The organism is Paraburkholderia sp. A1RI-2L (genome assembly GCF_048957375.1).
Taxonomy (GTDB): domain Bacteria; phylum Pseudomonadota; class Gammaproteobacteria; order Burkholderiales; family Burkholderiaceae; genus Paraburkholderia.
Genome location: NZ_JARBTA010000002.1, coordinates 1,388,697 through 1,404,753, shown reverse-complemented (window position 1 = coordinate 1,404,753; position 16,057 = coordinate 1,388,697). Strand labels below are relative to the sequence as shown.

Here is a 16,057-nt window from a genome sequence, read left to right as displayed (position 1 = left end):
GATGCCGTTTCCGCACGCAAATAAAAATCCCCGTGGGCACAAAATGCCAACGGGGATTCTCTGGGTACTCACGCGTGCCGCAGCCAACGCCAAAGCGAGGCCAAGGCATGAAGCGTTTAGGCCGCTGCTGCGTCCTTCAGCTTCTTCAGCGCGCGCGCCTTGATGCGCACGGTTGCCGGCTTGGCCGGGAACCAGCGCTCTTCACCCGTGAACGGGTCCTTGCCAAAGCGCTTCTTCTTCGCCGGAACGGCCTGAACGACGATCTTCAGAAGACCCGACAGCGTGAACTCGCCGGCGCCCTTCTTGTGGACCGAACCCAGGATCGTGTCTTCCAGCGCAGCGAGCACGGCCTTCGTGGCCTTCGGCTCGACGCCGGCACGCTCAGCAACGTGAGCAGCCAGCGAGGCCTTCGTGAAGGTGTCCTTGATCGGCGACGGTGCGCCGGACGCCTTCACGGCGACCTTCTTTGCTGCGGCCGTCTTGGTGGCGGGCGCTTTCTTTGCGGCAACCTTCTTGGCCGGGGCAGCTGCCTTTTTGGCCACTTTCTTTGCGGAAGTCGGCATGTTTCTCCTACCAGTGTTGGTCAGTGAATCGACGAAGCACAGCGGAATGCAGATGCTTCAACGGCGGATTCTACAAGCGTGCAAGCGTTTTGCGTGACTCTTTTACATCGTAGATGCAAATTTGTTGCGCGACGCTGACTGCCGAATGCATTTCGATACTTGTTTACAGGGGTGAACGTGCACCGGCTCGACCCGCTCGAGCGCGGCCCGCGCCATCGCGACGCGTGCGCGATGCGGCGAAAACGCCACACGTATGGCGGTTTTGGGCAACAACGCCCCCTTCGCGCCACGTCAAAACAAAGTATGGCAGCGGACAAGCGCGTGCATTCGAGCGTCACCGCTGGCAGCTTTTACGTGCTTTTTGGCGCTCCTGCACGGGTATGCGCGCGTAGAGTGACGATGAACGCACCGTCGCCGGCACGGCGCGCGTCTCACTCCTCCTTCATTTCGAGGCATTCTCCATGGCGCTCAAGATCGGCTTTCTGCTATTCCCCAAGGTACAGCCACTCGACCTCTGCGGACCCTACGACGTACTTGCATCGATGCCGGACACGCAGGTTCGGCTCATCTGGAAAACGCGCGAGCCGGTCATGTCGGCGACCGGCATGCTGCTCACGCCCGACACCGTCTTCGACGACTGCCCGCCGCTCGACGTAATCTGCGTACCGGGCGGCAGCGGCGTAGCCGCGCTGCTCGAAGACGATGCCACGCTCGCATTCCTGCGCCACCAGGCGCGCACGGCGCGCTACGTCACATCGGTCTGCACCGGCTCGCTCGTGCTCGGCGCCGCAGGTCTCTTGCACAAGCGCCGCGCCACCACGCACTGGGCCTTTCACTCGCTGCTCGAACCGTTCGGCGCGATCGCGGTGAAAGAGCGCGTGGTGCGCGACGGCAACCTCATCACCGGCGGCGGCATCACGGCAGGCATCGATTTCGCGCTCACGCTCGCGGCGGAACTGGTCGGCGAGGAAGCCGCGCAGGCGCTCCAGCTCGAACTCGAATATGCGCCGGCGCCGCCATTCGATGCGGGCCGCCCGGAAAGCGCGCCGCGCGTCGTGGTGGAACGCGTGCGCGCGCAAAGCGCGGCAACGCTCGAGCAGCGCGCGCGCATCGTCGAGCGCGTGGCGGCAAAACTTCGGGACACCAGCGCGTGAGCACACCCGCGTCGGCGCGCTGATCTGTTGCGCGATGCGTGAGCCAGGGGCGCATTTACTACCCTCGTTTGCAAGGATCGTATACATTCAATCCGGGGCCGCCGTTCAAACCGGCGCGCCCATGAAGGCGCGGCATCCGCCGCGCTGCGTCGCTCGATCCATGCATTACAAACCCTGAATCCAGCGGTAAAAATCAACCAGGAGGGGTGTTCATGCAGTCCATCACCAGCAAGCTGACTCTCGCCGCGGCCGCCGCCGCATTCCTGCTGGGCGTCACGGCGCCCGCTTTCGCCCAGGACGCCAGCGCACCCGCAGCCACCGCGCAAAGCGCCGCGCCGGCTTCGCAGCCGCTCACCAAAGCCGAAAAACGCAAGCAGGCACGCGCGCAACACAAGGCCGAACGCAAAGCAGCGCGCGAGAAGAACAACGCCGAACTGAAGCAACTCGAAGACGCAGGCTACAAGCCCGCCAACAACGACCCGAACTATCCGACGAATCTCCAGAACGCGCAGAAGAAAGCCGCGGCATCCAAGGCGGCAGGCGCGAGCCAGTAAACCGCTTCCTCTCCAGTCTTTTTTTCTCGCATGCGGGGACCGGCGCGCAGCTGGTCCTCCCATCGTCCGCAGCTCCCCTCGCTTCTCGTCCCTCGCTCCCAACACACGTTCCAGCGCACCTTCGGCGCACGCCATAACCCGATATGGGACGATCCCGCCCGTCACTGGTCGAGATGGAATCCACGTCATGAACGTACCGAAACCGAAAGCGGGCACGACATTCGCGCCCAAGAAACCAGGCTTGCCCATCGGCTTGATCGCGGGCGCCGTCGCGCTCGTCGCCGTGTTGCTGCTGCCGTTGCCCGCGAGCCTGCCCGCAGCGGGTCAGCGCATGCTCGCCATTCTCGCCTTCGCCGTGGTCGTGTGGCTTACCGAAGCCGTCTCCTACGAAGCGAGCGCCATTATCATCACCTCGCTGATGGCGTTTCTCGTCGGCACCGCGCCCACCCTCGACGACCCCTCGCAGCTCTTCGGCACCTCGAAAGCCATCAGCATGGCGCTCGCGGGTTTCTCGAATTCCGCACTCGCGCTCGTCGCGGGCGCGCTCTTCATTTCGGCGGCCATGACCGTCACCGGGCTCGACAAGCGCATCGCGCTCGTCACGCTCTCGCTCATCGGCACCACCACGCGGCGCATCCTGATCGGCGCGATTGCGGTGACCATCGTGCTCTCGCTCGTCGTGCCGAGCGCCACGGCGCGCAGCGCCTGTGTGGTGCCGATCATGGTCGGCGTGATCTCGGCGTTCGGCGTGGACAAGCGCTCGAACATCGCAGCGGGCGTCATGATCGTGGTCGCGCACGCCACCAGCATCTGGAACGTCGGCATCCAGACGGCCGCCGCGCAAAACCTGCTCACCGTGGGCTTCATGGACAAGATGCTCGGCGCGCGCGTGACCTGGCTCGACTGGCTGATCGCGGGCGCGCCCTGGGCGATCGTCATGTCGGCCATCCTGTTCGTGCTCGTGCTGAAGATGCTGCCGCCCGAGACCGACGCCATCGCGGGCGGCAAAGAGGCAGTGGAACAGTCGCTGCGCGAGCTCGGCCCCATGACCGGCCCGCAAAAACGCCTGCTGGGCGTCTCCATCGGCCTGCTGTGCTTCTGGGCCACCGAAGGCAAGCTGCACCCCTTCGACACCACCTCGGTCACCTATGTGGGCCTCGTGCTGCTGTTGCTGCCGCGCTTTGGCGTGATGGACTGGAAGACGGTGCAAAGCCGCATTCCCTGGGGCACGGTGATCGTGTTCGGCGTGGGCATCAGCCTCGGCACGGCGCTGCTGACCACCAGGGCGGGCCAGTGGCTCGGCGACGTCGTCGCGCATCACACGGGCCTCGACAGCGCCGGGCCGTTCATGGCCTTCGCGGTGCTCGCCGCCTTCCTCGTGGTGATTCACCTCGGCTTTGCGAGCGCGACCGCACTCACCTCGGCCATGCTGCCGATCCTCATCGCAGTGCTGCAATCGATGTCGGGCGACTTCAACCGGCTCGGCGTAACCATGCTGCTCGGCTACACCGTGAGCTTCGGCTTCATCCTGCCGATCAACGCGCCGCAAAACATGGTGTGCCTCGCCACCGAGACCTTCACCGCGAAGCAGTTCGCCCGCGTTGGCATCGTGCTGACCGTGGTGGGCTATCTGCTGTTGCTGCTGTTTGCCGCCACGTGGTGGCGCTGGCTCGGCTGGATCTGATAGCGCCGATCACGTCGCGCCGAACCCGCCGGGGCCTGCTTCCACGAATAACGGGCCCTGGACCGCCACCGCGCCCACGTAGTTTTCCGCCATCGCGGTCGCCGCGGCGCGCGACGTGGTGACATGCTCGAGCTCCGCCACCTGGAGGCGCTGCTCGAACGGCGAGGCGTCGTCGAGACGGTGCATCATGCGCGTCATCCAGTACGAGAAGTGCTCGGCGCGCCAGATGCGGCGCAGCGCGGTCTCGCTATACGCATCGAGCGGATCGGTGCAGCCTTCCTTGTAGAACGCCACGAGCGCGGCAGTCAGCACGCGCACGTCGGCGACGGCCAGGTTGAGGCCCTTCGCGCCGGTGGGCGGCACGATGTGCGCCGCGTCGCCCGCGAGAAAGAGGCGTCCGTGCTGCATCGTGGTCGACACGAAGCTGCGCATGCCGACGATATTCTTCTGAAAAATCTTGCCCTCGACCACGTGATGGCCTTCGTCCGAATCGACGCGCGCGTGCAGCTCGGCCCAGATGCGATCGTCGGACCAGTTTTCGACAGCGTCGTTGGGATCGCACTGGAAATACATGCGCTGCACGTTCGGCGAACGCGTGCTGACCAGCGCGAAGCCGCGTTCGTGGCGGGCGTAGATCAGCTCGTCGGACGAAGGCGGCGCCTCCACGAGAATGCCGAACCAGCCGAACGGAAACACACGCTCGTAATCGTTGCGCAATGCCGCCGGAATGGCCGCGCGCGAGACGCCCTGCGAGCCGTCGCAGCCGATCACGTAATCGCAATGCAGCGTGTGCTGCTCGCCTTCGTGCTCGAAGCGGATCGAGGGCGACGCCGTTTCGATGCCGTGAATCGACGTGTTCGAGACGTTGAAGAACAGCTTGCCGCCAGCGGCCATGCGCGCCGCGACGAGGTCCTTGAGCACTTCGTGCTGGGCGTAGACCGTGATCGACTTGCCGGTGAGCGCCGTGAGATCGATGCGGCGGCGCTTGCCTTCGAACGCCAGCTCGAAGCCGTGATGCAGCGCGCCTTCGGCTTGCATGCGCGCGCCCACGCCGGCCTCGACGAGCGTATCCATGGTGCCTTGTTCGAGCACGCCGGCGCGGATCGTCGATTCGATCTGATCGCGGCCGCGCCTTTCGAGCACGACCGAGTCGATGCCACGCAGATGAAGCAGTTGGGATAGCAGCAGGCCCGCGGGCCCCGCGCCGATGATGCCAACCTGGGTGCGCATGAAAGTCTCCTGTGTGTTGATTTTGCGCAAGTTTGGCGGCTACAAGCGATATCGCGCAACGCGATATCGTGAATATGAATTATCTCGATTACGGATAGCGTATCGATTGGTCAGGCGGCCATCCAGACGTGCCGCAGCGCAGCGTAAGGGCATTCAGGGTTAGCCGTGCGTGTGCACGCGTGGCGGCATCGGCGTATGCTCAAACACATGCCCGCAGAGCAATCTGCACTCTGGCCGCCGGCTCGCCGCCGCCCGAAACGCGATGAATCCTTCCCCCCCACCCGCTGGTTCCGAACCCGGTGCCAAGCCCGTCTCCGCAGCCGATACAGGCGCCGGAGCCGTTGCCCACCCCGGCCCGCGCGTCACCGTGATCGTGCTCACGCGCAATCACGTGCGCCAGATCGTCGACACCGTGGCGCGACTCACCGCCTTGCCCGAGCACCCGCATGTGATCGTGGCCGACAACGGCTCCAGCGATTCCACCGTGAGCCTGCTCGCCTCGCTGTTTCCGCAGGTGCGCATCGTCCAGACGCTGGGCGATCACGGCATGGCGGGCTTCAACCGCGCCTTCGCGCTCGCGCACACCGACTATGTGGCGTGCTGCGACGACAGCACCTGGTTCGCGCCCGGCGCGCTCGCGCAGGCGGTGCAGCGGCTCGACGACCATCCGAACGTGGCGGTGCTCAATGCGCGCGTGGTCGGCGAGGATGAGCGCGAAATCCATCCGGCGTGCCTCATGCTCAACGCCACCTCGCCTGGCGGCGAGGGTCTGCCCGGCCCGGCGCTCGCGGGCTTCATGGCAGGGGCGTGCATCTTCCGCACGAGCGTGATGCGCGCGCTCGGCGGCTACGAAGAGCGGCTCTCGCATGGCGGCGCGGAAGAACTGGCCGCGCTCGACGTGCTGAGCGCGGGTCACGCGATCGTGTACTGCGAGGCGGCGCTCGCGCATCGCGAGCCGCTATGCCGCTGGTTCACGCGCGCGCAGCACTGCACGCTCGCGCGCAATTCGGCGTGGGTGGCATGGATGCGTCTGCCGCTGCGCGACGCGCTGGCCGCCACCGGGCGCGCGCTCGTCGTGTTCGCGCGCCAGCACTCGCTCGGCCCGGCCGGCTTCGCGCTGCTGCGCGGCGCGTTCTGGGCATTGCGGCGGCGCCGCGTCGCGCCCGCGCACGTCGTGCTGCTCACGCGCCAGGTGCGGCGCGCCGAGCGCCACGTGCGCGCCGGCATTCCGGCCATGGCGGAGAAATACGATCAGTCCGGCCAGCGGGCCTGGTAAATTGCTGCGCTAGCCGCGATAGTCCTCGATGATCGGCACGACCTGGCCCGCGATGATCCGGACGTTTTCCCTGCCGGTCAAGCCGTGGTAGCGATAGCCTTGCAGGTCTTTTGCCACGCTCGCGGTGTCGAACTGCCGCGTCGCGATGCCCCCGTCTTCCTTCATCTGAATGCCGTTCTGCGCGCCATATTTATCGCCGAGACCCATGCGCTGAATTTGCGCCGACGACAATTTGCCATCGACGGTCAGCGCACGCGCCACCGCCTTGATAGACGTGTATTGGGCCGTCAGCTGCTCCTTCTTCCATAGTTGACGAAGCCCATCCGGGAGCCGACGATGTGCAGCACGCGACTGATCCGATTTGCGCCGCGCTCGATTTTCTTGATCAAGGCATGACCGGAACGAAGTCGCGATATTCGACCTGCGCGCCGCGCACCACGATCGCGGTGGACTCGGGCACTTCGGCCCACACTTCCGGTAAATCGCCGAGCGGCTCGGACACGAGCAGGTAGGCGTCCTCACCCGCGGCAGCGATGCGCGGGTCGTCGGGATAGAGTTCGCGCAGGTGCCTGAACGACGTGGTGTGAAAGAGCGAGCGCGAGTTGCGCTCGCTCGAATAGCGCACGGCCACGAGCTGTTCGCCGTCGCTCGCGCAAACCGTCATGTTGAGCGCCGGCTCGATACCATGCTTTTTCGCGGTGGCCTCCACAAACCCCACCATGCGCTCGAGCGCCGGCACGGGATCGACTTCGAGCCCGAAGGTCATCGCCAGATAAAACATCGCTTCGGAGTCGGTCGAGCCTTCGATCGCGCTGAAGCGCCCCGGCTCGACCGCCACCAGCAATTCGCGGCGCACGAGCGGAAAGCTCTGGATCAGCCCGTTGTGCACGAACATCCAGCGCCGGTGCCGGAACGGGTGGCAGTTGGTCTCCTGCACGGGCGTATGGGTGGCGGCGCGCACATGCGCGATGAACATCGGCGCGTGCACCGCGCGCGCGATTTCGCGCAGGTTGCGGTCGTTCCAGGCGGGCTGCACGCTGCGATAGCGATACGGAATGTCGTGCGGATGCTGATACCAGCCGACCCCGAAGCCGTCGCCATTGGTGGTGGTCGCGCCGAGCTTCGAATGCAGGCTCTGGTCGATCAGCGAATGGCGCGCATGAAACAGCACGGTTTCGAGCGGCACGGCGTTACCGGTATAGGCAAGCCAGCGGCACATGGTGACCCCCACTTTCAACGACTCGATGAACGACCCGACGTGGCGGCCGGCAAGACCCCGTGCGCCCGGTTTTAAATAGCCGCGTGCCCGCCCAGCAGCGGCACGAGAAAGCCGCTCAAGCCAGTAAGAATAATCTGCACGCCGATGCACAATAGCAGGAACGACGAAATGCGCATGGCCACGCGCGTGCCTTCCGCGCCCAGATAAAACGCCAGGCGCGCGGCGCGGCTGTAAACGTAATAGATCACCAGCACCACGAGCACCGAGATCACTATCGAGGCAATGCCCGAGAGTAGAAATGCCGACAGCTTGTGCGTGCGGTTCGCGTTGAGCGCGATGGCCGTGGCAATCGAGCCGGGGCCCGTGGTCAGCGGAATCGTGAGCGGGAAAAAAGCCTTGCCGGTTGCCGACGCGGCGCTGAGCGGCTTGACCGGATGATCGGCCACCGACGGCTCGGGTTCAGGCGCATTGAGCATCTGCCAGCCGCTCACGGCCACCGCGAGACCGCCGCCGATACGCAGCGCCTCCATCGAAATGCCGAAGAAATGCAGGATGGGCGTGCCCACGAAGAACGCCGCCAGCAGCACGAAGCCTGCATTGGTGGCGACGCGCTTGGCGAGCAGGCGCCGTTCTTCGTCGCTGAGCGAGGCCGTGCGGTCTAGAAAAACAAAGGCAATGCCGAAGGGGTTGATGATGCTGATTAGTCCGGTGAAACCGAACAGAATGTCTGAAATCAGGCTCTCGATCATGTAAGCGATCCGGTGAACGCAGCAGGCCCAAATGGCGCCGCCGCCGGCAGCGAGCAGTGTAACCGGAGCGGCGCGCACCGTGCCGGCCGCCTGCCGGCCCGCCAACGCAAAACAACCCGCTTCATGACGCAGCGCACCAAGCCGAGCCATCCGCACTCGCCGCGCGCATCAGGAATATTGGCAGCTTTACGGGGCGCATTCGCGGGCATAGAGTGGACCGACCGGACCCCACCGAATCCCAACCGAACCCGAAACAAGGTTTCCCTTTTACCCAAAGGAGTTGCCATGTCACTGAGGTTGCTCGCTGCGCTACCCTTCATCGGCATTCTGCTAGGCGTGCCGTTCGTCAACCGCACCGAGCCCCTCGTGCTCGGCATGCCGCTCGTGCTGGCATGGATCGTCATGTGGGTCGTGCTGACCGCGGCCATCATGGGCCTCGTCTACAAGCTCGATCCGGCCAACCGCGACGTGCAGGACGCACAAGGCGGGGTGCGATCATGAGCGCGCTGATCATCATCGCGGCGATCACCGTGATCGCGCTTTATCTGGGCATCCGCGCGCGCCGCGGCCACGACATGAGTCTCGAGCAGTGGTCGGTGGGCGGACGCAGCTTCGGCACCGCGTTCGTGTTCCTGCTGATGGCGGGCGAGATCTACACCACCTTCACGTTTCTCGGCGGCAGCGGCTTTGCCTATGGCAAGGGCGCACCCGTCTATTACATCCTGACTTACGGGACGCTTGCGTACATTCTCTCGTACTGGATGCTGCCGCCCGTGTGGCGCTACGCGAAAGAACACGGGCTGGTCTCGCAGCCGCACTTCTTCGCGACCAAGTACCAGAGCCCCGCGCTCGGCGTGCTGGTCGCATGCGTGGGTGTGGCCGCGCTCGTGCCGTATCTCGTGCTGCAACTGAAGGGGCTCGGCATCATCGTGTCGACGGCCTCGTACGGCGCGATTCCCTCCACGGCGGCGATCTGGATCGGCGCGGTGGTGGTCACCGCCTACGTGATCTTCTCGGGCGTGCGCGGCTGCGCGTGGAACTCGGTCGTCAAGGACACGATGATTCTCGCCATCGCCGTGTTCCTCGGCATCTACCTGCCGGTCCATTACTATGGCTCGCACGCCGAGATGTTCCGCGCCATCGACGCAGCCAAGCCCGGCTTCCTCAGTTTCGCAGCGAAAGGCCAGGGCGTGACGTGGTTCCAGTCCACCACGCTGCTCGCATGCCTCGGCTTCTTCATGTGGCCGCATACGTTCATGTCGGTCTACACCGCGAAGAACGAGCGCATTTTCCGCCGCAATGCCGCGATCCTGCCGCTTTATCAGCTGATCCTGCTGTTCGTGTTCTTCTGCGGCTTCGCGGCCGTGCTCAAGGTGCCGGGCCTCAAGGGCACCGACATCGACCTCTCGCTGTTCCGCCTGTCGCTGCAAACCTTCGATCCGTGGTTCGTGGGCGTGATTGGCGCAGCGGGGGTACTCACCGCGCTCGTGCCGGGTTCGATGATCCTCACCACGGCATCCACGCTGCTCGCCAACGATGTCTATCGCGGCGCGCTGAGTAAAAACGCCAACGACGAAAGCGTCGCGCGCATCGCCCGCTTCTTCGTGCCGGTGGTCGCGCTGGTCGCGGTGGGCTTCACGCTCAAGGGCGGGGAGACCATCGTGGCGCTGCTGCTGATGGGCTACAACTTCGTCACGCAGTTGTTCCCGGCGCTGGTGTGCAGCCTCGCGGCGCGCAACCGCGTGACGAAGCAGGGCGCGTTCTGCGGGATTTTCGCGGGCGTGCTGGTGGTCGTGCTCACTACGCTGCTGCACGTGAGCGTCGCGCAACTGATCCCGTTCGCGTCCGATACGTTCAAGGACATCAACATCGGCTTTCTCGCGCTCGGCGTGAATATCATCGTGCTCGCTGCCGTGAGCGCGCTCACGCAGCCGCACACGCATGCGGATCACAAGCACGCGGGCGCGCACTGAGATCTGCACCGAGATCCGCACTGATTTCGATTGCGAGCTTCAGTTGCGATGGTTGTTTCGATGATGGGCGGCGCATTCGTTGCGCCGCTTTTTTTAGTTCGCCGGCACTGGACCGACGAAATTCAATTCTTTGCCGCGCGTGCCGTAAACACAGTGATCCCGTCACTGCACACTCGTCAAGCGCGCCGATGACCGACACACTCGAAACCGCCCCCGGCACCGCCTCGCTCACGCCGGCCGACCTCCCGCTCGGGCAGCCGCTCGAATGGCCGCTCGTGGACCACGACGGCACGCTGCTGCTCGAACGCGGCGCCACGCTCGTGGGCGAGATGGAGCGCGATTTTCTGTTCCGCCACTTCGCACCGCAGCGCGGCGACCGCGCAGCGCCCGAGGCCGAGGACGCATTTGCACCCGCGAAACCGCGAGAGCACGAAGCCGCGCTGACCGTGCGCGACCTGCATCTTTCCATTGGCGCGTCGATGGGCCTGCGCCCGCAACAGGGCGCCCGCAGCGCGCCGATGCAGCCGTGCAAGCTGATCGGGATTGCGCCGAACGAATCGATCTTCGCGACGCTGCCCTACGCCGATGGCCGCCCGACTGCCGTCACACCCGGCGAAAATGTCGAAATCGTGGCGATTGCGAGCCAGGCCGTCTATCGCTTCGTCTGCACGCTGCACGCGATCCATCACGCGCCATTGGGCTATCTCGTGCTCTCCGCACCAGCCCATATCCGCCTGCTGCGCGAGCGCAAGTCGATCCGCGTGCACGCGCGCTTTCCGGTGCGCTTCGGCATCGGCGCCGAGGGCTATCAGGGCGTCGCGCTCGCGCGCGGCATCAGCGCGCTGGGGCTCTCGCTCGTCGCGCCATGGGCGCTCGGCCAGGTGGGCGAGCGGCTGCGCATTGCCTTCAGCCTGCGCTCCGGCAATCTCGACACGCCCATCGAAACCAGCGCGATCATTCGCAACGTGCAACAGGAAGACGGCGCGCAATGCTCGCTCGGCCTCGAGCTCGACAGCCTCACGAGCGCCGAGCAGATAGCGATGAAAGTCTATGTGTTCGACCGTCACGGCGACGTGATCTACTAGTGACCTGTTCCGGCTCATAACAGGCCTTGGCAAAGGCACGCGCTGAATCGGGCGCTCCGGTTTTACCCCTGGTGCGGCGCGCCCCTTGCGCGAAGGCCGAAATGCGTGTGCTATGGTACCTGCGCATCCTCCAAACCGGCCTCCACGGCCGCACTCTTCCATGGCACAGCCCTTTGACGAAGCCGAACGCGCGGCGGTCTACCGCGCGATCCATGAGCGGCGCGACATGCGGCACTTCACGCCCGGCCCGGTCGACCCTGCGGTGCTCGCGCGTCTCTTCGACGCCGCGCATCACGCACCGAGCGTGGGCTATATGCAGCCGTGGCGCATCGTGCGCATCACCAGCGCGGCCTTGCGCGAGCAGTTGCACGAGACCGTCGAGCGCGAACGCCTCGCCACCGCCGACGCGCTCGGCAAGCGCCGCGACGAGTTCATGAAGCTCAAGGTGGAAGGCATGCGCGAATGCGGCGAGCTGCTCGTCGTCGCGCTGATGGATCGCCGCGAAGCGCACATCTTCGGCCGCCGCACCTTGCCGGAAATGGACCTTGCCTCGGTGGCCTGCGCGATCCAGAACATGTGGCTCGCAGCGCGCGCCGAAGGGCTCGGCATGGGCTGGGTGTCGATCTTCGACGTGGACGAAGTGCGCACGCTGCTGCACATGCCCGCCGGCGCCAAGCCGGTGGCGATTCTCTGCGTCGGCCACGTAGCCGAGTTCTACCCGAAGCCGATGCTGGAGATCGAGCATTGGGCCGAGCGTCGGGTGCTCGGCGAATGCATGTACGAAAACCGCTGGCCGGACGAGCAGACCGAGGCCGTGCCGAAAGCCGAAAGCGCGAGCACGGGTTGCGCGTAGCCGCGCATCCGCGGCTCAGGCACCGATCAAGCGCCGAACGTGACGGCCTCGACGTTATTGCCATCGGGGTCGATGAGGAAAGCGCCGTAATAGTCGGGACTGTAATCGGGCCGCAGACCCGGCGCGCCGTTGTCCGTTCCGCCAGCCGCGATGCCGGCGGCGTAAAAGCGGTCGACCTCGGCGCGACTCGCGGCGGCGAACGCCACATGCACGCCGCGCGGCGTGCCGGCGTCGCTGGGCGGCACGGCGTGCAGCCATAACTTAGGCATGCCAGGTTTGCCGATGCCGGCAAGATCGCCGTACAGCACGCTGACGCCACAGCCCAGCGGCGACAAAGCCGCCTCATAAAACCGCATGCTGCGTGCGAGATCGCGCACGCGCAGACCCACGTGATCGAACATGTCTGTCTCCTGGTCAAAGCCCGTTGCCCAACGGCAGCCCGTGCCGCGGTACGTGAGGACCAGTTTGGTGCGCTCCTCCCGCGCGTGGCCTGGGGAAAATTGCACACTCTCGTGTGCGAGCCGCAGCCCGGCGATGTCTCACTGCGCGAGCGGCTTAATGGAGATCACGTCGGGCATGGCCGGCGCGCCCGCCTGACCAGCGGCGGCGTGATCAACCTCCTTCAGCTTCACGCGCCATTGCGGCGCGCCCGCGTACGGCAGCCGCGCGAGCGCGCCGGCGACCAGGTACGGCAGCGCCTGTTGCGCATCGGCATTGCGGTCGCGCTTCTGCGCACTCACCTTGTAGGCTTCGCGGCCGTCCGGCAGCGCGAGGAAACGCAACGTGAGCGTATGCGTGTAGCGCTTGCCGAACCACGGGAACGACGGCCCTTCGGACGGCACGCAGCCGCCAATGCAATTGCCCCCATTACCCGAGCCGCCGGTTTCCACACCGACGTCGCTCGGCCGCGAGGCCCATGCAGCCGAAACGATATAGCGCGCCGCCTCGGGCGTGCCTTCCTTGAAGCCGCGTTGCGCGAGGCCGGCGCGCAGCAGCGCCTCGTAAGGCTGCGGGTCGTTGGCTTCCGCCTGCGCGGGCGTGCGCGCGAGCCGATACGTGGCGGCGGCCAGGTCGGTTGCGCTCAGGTCGCCACTTGCCCGCACATCGGCGCTCGCGCCTGCGCAGCCGGCGAGCGCGCCCAGCATCGACAAGGTGCAGATCGTCATCAGGACTTTCACGGATAACTCCATCGGAATCGTTGGCAGCCGGTTATGGCGCCGGGGTGTGCCATGGTGTGCATTCGGCGCGATCAGGCCAATAACACGACAACGCCGTCAAGCCGCGGTATCGAGCGCCGGCAACGACATCGTCACCGTCGTGCCCTGGTCCGGCGCGCTGTCCACATGGATCTCGCCGCCGTGACGCGTCACCACCGTCTTCACGAACGCCATGCCGAGCCCGGCGCCGCTCACCTCGGGCCGCTGGCCCGCATGAAAGCGCCGGAATGGCTGGAACAGCTTCGCCTGATCTTCGAGCGGAATGCCGTAGCCCTCGTCGCGAATCGAACAGATCACGCGCGGGGCCCGGTCGTCCGCGACAGCGATACTACAGACAATCCTCGTTTCGGGTGGACTGTATTTCACCGCGTTGTTCAGAATGTTGACCAGGGCCCGGGTCATGAGCGAGCGGTCGGCGTTGATCCAGCCCATCTGCTCGCCGTCAAACGCCGTCTCGATCTGAATGTGCTTGGCGCTCGCCTGCGGCCAGACCTCGTCGCTCGCGTCGATGGCGAGCTCGGTCAGGCTGGTGGGCTCCAGAGCGTATTGCTGCGACTCCGCGCGAGCGAGCTGCACGAAATCGTCGGCGAGCGTGAGCGAGCGGCGCGCGTAGCGCTCGATGCGGTCCATCACCTCGCGCACCGGCCCGGCGGCCAGCGTGCCGCGCTCGCGTTCGGTCTCCACGAGCGCCACGATCGACGCCTGCGGCGAGCGCATGTCGTGCGACAGGAGACGCAGCGCGTGCTCGCGCTGGCGCTCGGCGTCGTGCAGCGCGGTCACGTCGACGAGGCCCGCGATCCAGCCCACCGCCTGCCCCTGCGCATTGGTGCAGCGCGCGTAGCGCAGCAGGTAGTCGCTGCCGTCGCGCGCGCGCACTTCCACGCCCCGCTCCATGAGCTGCGCGAACTCGCCGCGCGCGGGATCGAGCGGCGCGGGCCAGTGCGCATGCGCGAACGCGAGCGTCTCGGGGTTCGGGTCGATGGGCTTCACGAGCGCGAGATCGCCGAACACCTCGGGCATGCCGCGCCCCTCGGCCGCGCTCACGTTCAGGTCGGTGAAATAGGCGCGCGCCGCGTGGTTGGCGATCAGCACCACGCCGCGCAGGTCGGCCACGACGAGCGGCTCCGGCACCGAGTCGAGACTGTCCCAGACGAAGCGGCGCATGTCCTGCAGCCGCTGCGCGGCCTGCGCCATCAGCGCCATCTGCTGGGCCAGCACGTCGCCGCCGAATTCGCGCGGCGGCGTGGGCGCTTCGGGCAGCAGATAGGGTTCGTCGGCAAGCTGGCGCAGCTCCTTGCGCAGATACGCCATCGTCATTTCGAGGCGCCGCCAGCTCCAGAGCGGATAAACAAGTGCGAGCGCAACGATCGCCGGCACCGGCGCGAGCCAGATGCGCGCGTAGTAGAGCAGTGCGGCGCTGCCGGCCAGCGAAAGCAGCGCCAGCAAGGGCAGCAAGAGCAGCGTGCGCAGCGGCGAATGGACGAGAAACGCATGCAGCAGGAGCGCAAGCGGTATCAGCGAGGCGAGCACCACGGCAATCGGCGCGGCTGGTTCGATCGCGGTGCCCGACAGCAGCGTGTCGAGCGTGAGCGCGTGGATATAGACGCCGGGCAGCGGCCCGAGCGTGCCCGAGAGCGGCGTGGCAAAGCGGTCGAACAAGCCCGATGCGGTCACGCCCACCAGGGCCACGCGGCCGCGCAGCACGTCGGGCGGCACGCGGCCTTCGAGCACTTGCGAGAACGACACCTTGCGGTAAGTGTGCGTATTGGCGCCGAACGGCAGCAAAAAGCGCGCTTCGCTATCCGCCGCGCCCGTGCGCGTGAGCCTCGCGTCCGCAGCCGCGGTCGCGGCACTGCTCGCGCCCGCGCGATCGGCAAGCGCGAGCGTGCCGTCGCGCACGGCGCGCCAGACCGGCACCATCAACTGGGGCCAGCGCTGCCGTGCATCGCCCTCGAACATCGCGACGCTGCGCACGATGCCGTCGTTGTCGACTTCGAGGTTGATGTGGCCGAGACCCGCGGCGGCCTGCGCGAGCGGCTCGACCGGTTTCACGACCTCGCGGTGGCCGTTGTCGGCCTCGTTGGCGGGAGACAGCAGCACCGGCAGATACGAGGGGCGCTCGCGCAGCGCCTCGCCCAGGCGCGCGTCGTCGGGCGAGGGTTCGGTGAAGAGCACGTCGTAGACCACGGCGGCCACGCCCGCCTTCGCAAGACGATCGACGAGCTGCGCGTGCAGGCTGCGCGGCCAGGGCCAGCGCCCCAGCGCGGCAACGCTCTCATTGTCGATCTCGACGATCACGATGTCCGGAGAAACGGGCCGCTCCCGCGCCGCGAGAAAGCGGTCGTACACGAGGTGATCGGCGCTGAGGGTCCAGTGCCCCACCACGCTCAGCAGCACGACGGCGATGCCCGCGCACGCCACGCCCAGCCACTCGAACAGAAAGCGCCGCCCGACCGGACGGCCGGAACGGGAAAGACGGGGTGCGCTCACGCTCATGCGC

At 66.3% G+C, this 16,057-nt stretch carries 16 protein-coding genes; 8 read left to right on the top strand and 8 right to left on the bottom strand.

The window, feature by feature from the left end; translation table 11 throughout:
- Positions 1 to 116: 116 nt before the first annotated feature.
- On the bottom strand, positions 117 to 563 hold the full coding sequence (locus PWP93_RS21270) for an HU family DNA-binding protein (RefSeq protein WP_035529715.1): 447 nt from the start codon (positions 561 to 563) through the stop codon (positions 117 to 119).
- Positions 564 to 1,024: 461 nt separating this feature from the next.
- On the opposite strand from PWP93_RS21270, the gene PWP93_RS21265 reads away from it, so the two are divergent.
- The 3 genes from PWP93_RS21265 (at position 1,025) to PWP93_RS21255 (ending at position 3,955) form a co-directional block, all read left to right on the top strand.
- Complete coding sequence (locus tag PWP93_RS21265; RefSeq protein ID WP_421045833.1) at positions 1,025 to 1,717, top strand: DJ-1/PfpI family protein; 693 nt, start codon at positions 1,025 to 1,027, stop codon at positions 1,715 to 1,717.
- 212 nt (positions 1,718 to 1,929) lie between these two features.
- Positions 1,930 to 2,271, top strand: a complete 342-nt coding sequence (locus tag PWP93_RS21260; protein WP_421026833.1) for a DUF4148 domain-containing protein — start codon at positions 1,930 to 1,932, stop codon at positions 2,269 to 2,271.
- Positions 2,272 to 2,458: 187 nt separating this feature from the next.
- A complete protein-coding gene (locus tag PWP93_RS21255; protein WP_421045832.1) occupies positions 2,459 to 3,955 on the top strand; it encodes a DASS family sodium-coupled anion symporter in 1,497 nt (498 codons plus the stop codon).
- Between the two features lie 9 nt (positions 3,956 to 3,964).
- Here PWP93_RS21255 and PWP93_RS21250 read toward each other — a convergent pair whose 3' ends face one another.
- The gene (locus PWP93_RS21250; protein WP_421045831.1) at positions 3,965 to 5,185 is read right to left on the bottom strand and encodes a 4-hydroxybenzoate 3-monooxygenase; all 1,221 of its coding nucleotides are present in this window, start codon (positions 5,183 to 5,185) and stop codon (positions 3,965 to 3,967) included.
- Between the two features lie 262 nt (positions 5,186 to 5,447).
- Between PWP93_RS21250 and PWP93_RS21245 the strand changes: the two genes are divergently transcribed.
- The gene (locus tag PWP93_RS21245) at positions 5,448 to 6,461 is read left to right on the top strand and encodes a glycosyltransferase family 2 protein (RefSeq protein WP_421045830.1); all 1,014 of its coding nucleotides are present in this window, start codon (positions 5,448 to 5,450) and stop codon (positions 6,459 to 6,461) included.
- Between the two features lie 9 nt (positions 6,462 to 6,470).
- Here PWP93_RS21245 and PWP93_RS21240 read toward each other — a convergent pair whose 3' ends face one another.
- From PWP93_RS21240 to PWP93_RS21230, 3 genes are all read right to left on the bottom strand, one after another.
- Complete coding sequence (locus tag PWP93_RS21240; protein WP_421045829.1) at positions 6,471 to 6,692, bottom strand: hypothetical protein; 222 nt, start codon at positions 6,690 to 6,692, stop codon at positions 6,471 to 6,473.
- A 154-nt stretch (positions 6,693 to 6,846) separates the two neighbouring features.
- A complete protein-coding gene (locus tag PWP93_RS21235; protein WP_421026828.1) occupies positions 6,847 to 7,680 on the bottom strand; it encodes a class II glutamine amidotransferase in 834 nt (277 codons plus the stop codon).
- A 71-nt stretch (positions 7,681 to 7,751) separates the two neighbouring features.
- Positions 7,752 to 8,429: a MarC family protein gene (locus tag PWP93_RS21230; protein WP_421026827.1), complete on the bottom strand. Its 678-nt coding sequence runs from the start codon at positions 8,427 to 8,429 to the stop codon at positions 7,752 to 7,754.
- A gap of 285 nt (positions 8,430 to 8,714) precedes the next feature.
- On the opposite strand from PWP93_RS21230, the gene PWP93_RS21225 reads away from it, so the two are divergent.
- The 4 genes from PWP93_RS21225 (at position 8,715) to bluB (ending at position 12,340) form a co-directional block, all read left to right on the top strand.
- Positions 8,715 to 8,930 carry a DUF3311 domain-containing protein gene (locus PWP93_RS21225; protein WP_035529726.1) on the top strand — a complete coding sequence of 72 codons (216 nt, stop codon included), beginning with the start codon at positions 8,715 to 8,717 and terminating at the stop codon, positions 8,928 to 8,930.
- Positions 8,927 to 10,402 (top strand): sodium:solute symporter family protein, encoded by a 1,476-nt coding sequence (locus PWP93_RS21220; RefSeq protein ID WP_421045828.1) that lies wholly within the window; start codon positions 8,927 to 8,929, stop codon positions 10,400 to 10,402. Before PWP93_RS21225 ends, PWP93_RS21220 begins: the two co-directional genes overlap by 4 nt.
- Before the next feature lie 188 nt (positions 10,403 to 10,590).
- Entirely contained in the window at positions 10,591 to 11,487 is an 897-nt protein-coding gene (locus PWP93_RS21215) for a flagellar brake protein (RefSeq protein ID WP_421045827.1), read from the top strand.
- Positions 11,488 to 11,647: 160 nt separating this feature from the next.
- Positions 11,648 to 12,340 (top strand): 5,6-dimethylbenzimidazole synthase, encoded by a 693-nt coding sequence (gene bluB, locus PWP93_RS21210; RefSeq protein ID WP_421045826.1) that lies wholly within the window; start codon positions 11,648 to 11,650, stop codon positions 12,338 to 12,340.
- Between the two features lie 26 nt (positions 12,341 to 12,366).
- Here the strand turns inward: bluB and PWP93_RS21205 are convergent, their stop codons facing one another.
- The 3 genes from PWP93_RS21205 to PWP93_RS21195 form a co-directional block, all read right to left on the bottom strand.
- The gene (locus PWP93_RS21205; RefSeq protein ID WP_421045825.1) at positions 12,367 to 12,741 is read right to left on the bottom strand and encodes a VOC family protein; all 375 of its coding nucleotides are present in this window, start codon (positions 12,739 to 12,741) and stop codon (positions 12,367 to 12,369) included.
- 138 nt (positions 12,742 to 12,879) lie between these two features.
- Positions 12,880 to 13,518: a DUF4136 domain-containing protein gene (locus PWP93_RS21200; RefSeq protein ID WP_421045824.1), complete on the bottom strand. Its 639-nt coding sequence runs from the start codon at positions 13,516 to 13,518 to the stop codon at positions 12,880 to 12,882.
- 96 nt (positions 13,519 to 13,614) lie between these two features.
- Complete coding sequence (locus tag PWP93_RS21195) at positions 13,615 to 16,053, bottom strand: CHASE2 domain-containing protein (protein WP_421045823.1); 2,439 nt, start codon at positions 16,051 to 16,053, stop codon at positions 13,615 to 13,617.
- Positions 16,054 to 16,057: the final 4 nt, after the last annotated feature.

What these genes read in the sequence shown, in the direction of transcription:
- PWP93_RS21270 (WP_035529715.1), bottom strand. Translation starts at nt 563, where the DNA reads ATGCCGACTTCCGCAAAGAAAGTGGCCAAAAAGGCAGCTGCCCCGGCC.
- PWP93_RS21265 (WP_421045833.1), top strand. Translation starts at nt 1,025, where the DNA reads ATGGCGCTCAAGATCGGCTTTCTGCTATTCCCCAAGGTACAGCCACTC.
- PWP93_RS21260 (WP_421026833.1), top strand. Translation starts at nt 1,930, where the DNA reads ATGCAGTCCATCACCAGCAAGCTGACTCTCGCCGCGGCCGCCGCCGCA.
- PWP93_RS21255 (WP_421045832.1), top strand. Translation starts at nt 2,459, where the DNA reads ATGAACGTACCGAAACCGAAAGCGGGCACGACATTCGCGCCCAAGAAA.
- PWP93_RS21250 (WP_421045831.1), bottom strand. Translation starts at nt 5,185, where the DNA reads ATGCGCACCCAGGTTGGCATCATCGGCGCGGGGCCCGCGGGCCTGCTG.
- PWP93_RS21245 (WP_421045830.1), top strand. Translation starts at nt 5,448, where the DNA reads ATGAATCCTTCCCCCCCACCCGCTGGTTCCGAACCCGGTGCCAAGCCC.
- PWP93_RS21235 (WP_421026828.1), bottom strand. Translation starts at nt 7,680, where the DNA reads ATGTGCCGCTGGCTTGCCTATACCGGTAACGCCGTGCCGCTCGAAACC.
- PWP93_RS21230 (WP_421026827.1), bottom strand. Translation starts at nt 8,429, where the DNA reads ATGATCGAGAGCCTGATTTCAGACATTCTGTTCGGTTTCACCGGACTA.
- PWP93_RS21225 (WP_035529726.1), top strand. Translation starts at nt 8,715, where the DNA reads ATGTCACTGAGGTTGCTCGCTGCGCTACCCTTCATCGGCATTCTGCTA.
- PWP93_RS21220 (WP_421045828.1), top strand. Translation starts at nt 8,927, where the DNA reads ATGAGCGCGCTGATCATCATCGCGGCGATCACCGTGATCGCGCTTTAT.
- PWP93_RS21215 (WP_421045827.1), top strand. Translation starts at nt 10,591, where the DNA reads ATGACCGACACACTCGAAACCGCCCCCGGCACCGCCTCGCTCACGCCG.
- bluB (WP_421045826.1), top strand. Translation starts at nt 11,648, where the DNA reads ATGGCACAGCCCTTTGACGAAGCCGAACGCGCGGCGGTCTACCGCGCG.
- PWP93_RS21205 (WP_421045825.1), bottom strand. Translation starts at nt 12,741, where the DNA reads ATGTTCGATCACGTGGGTCTGCGCGTGCGCGATCTCGCACGCAGCATG.
- PWP93_RS21195 (WP_421045823.1), bottom strand. Translation starts at nt 16,053, where the DNA reads ATGAGCGTGAGCGCACCCCGTCTTTCCCGTTCCGGCCGTCCGGTCGGG.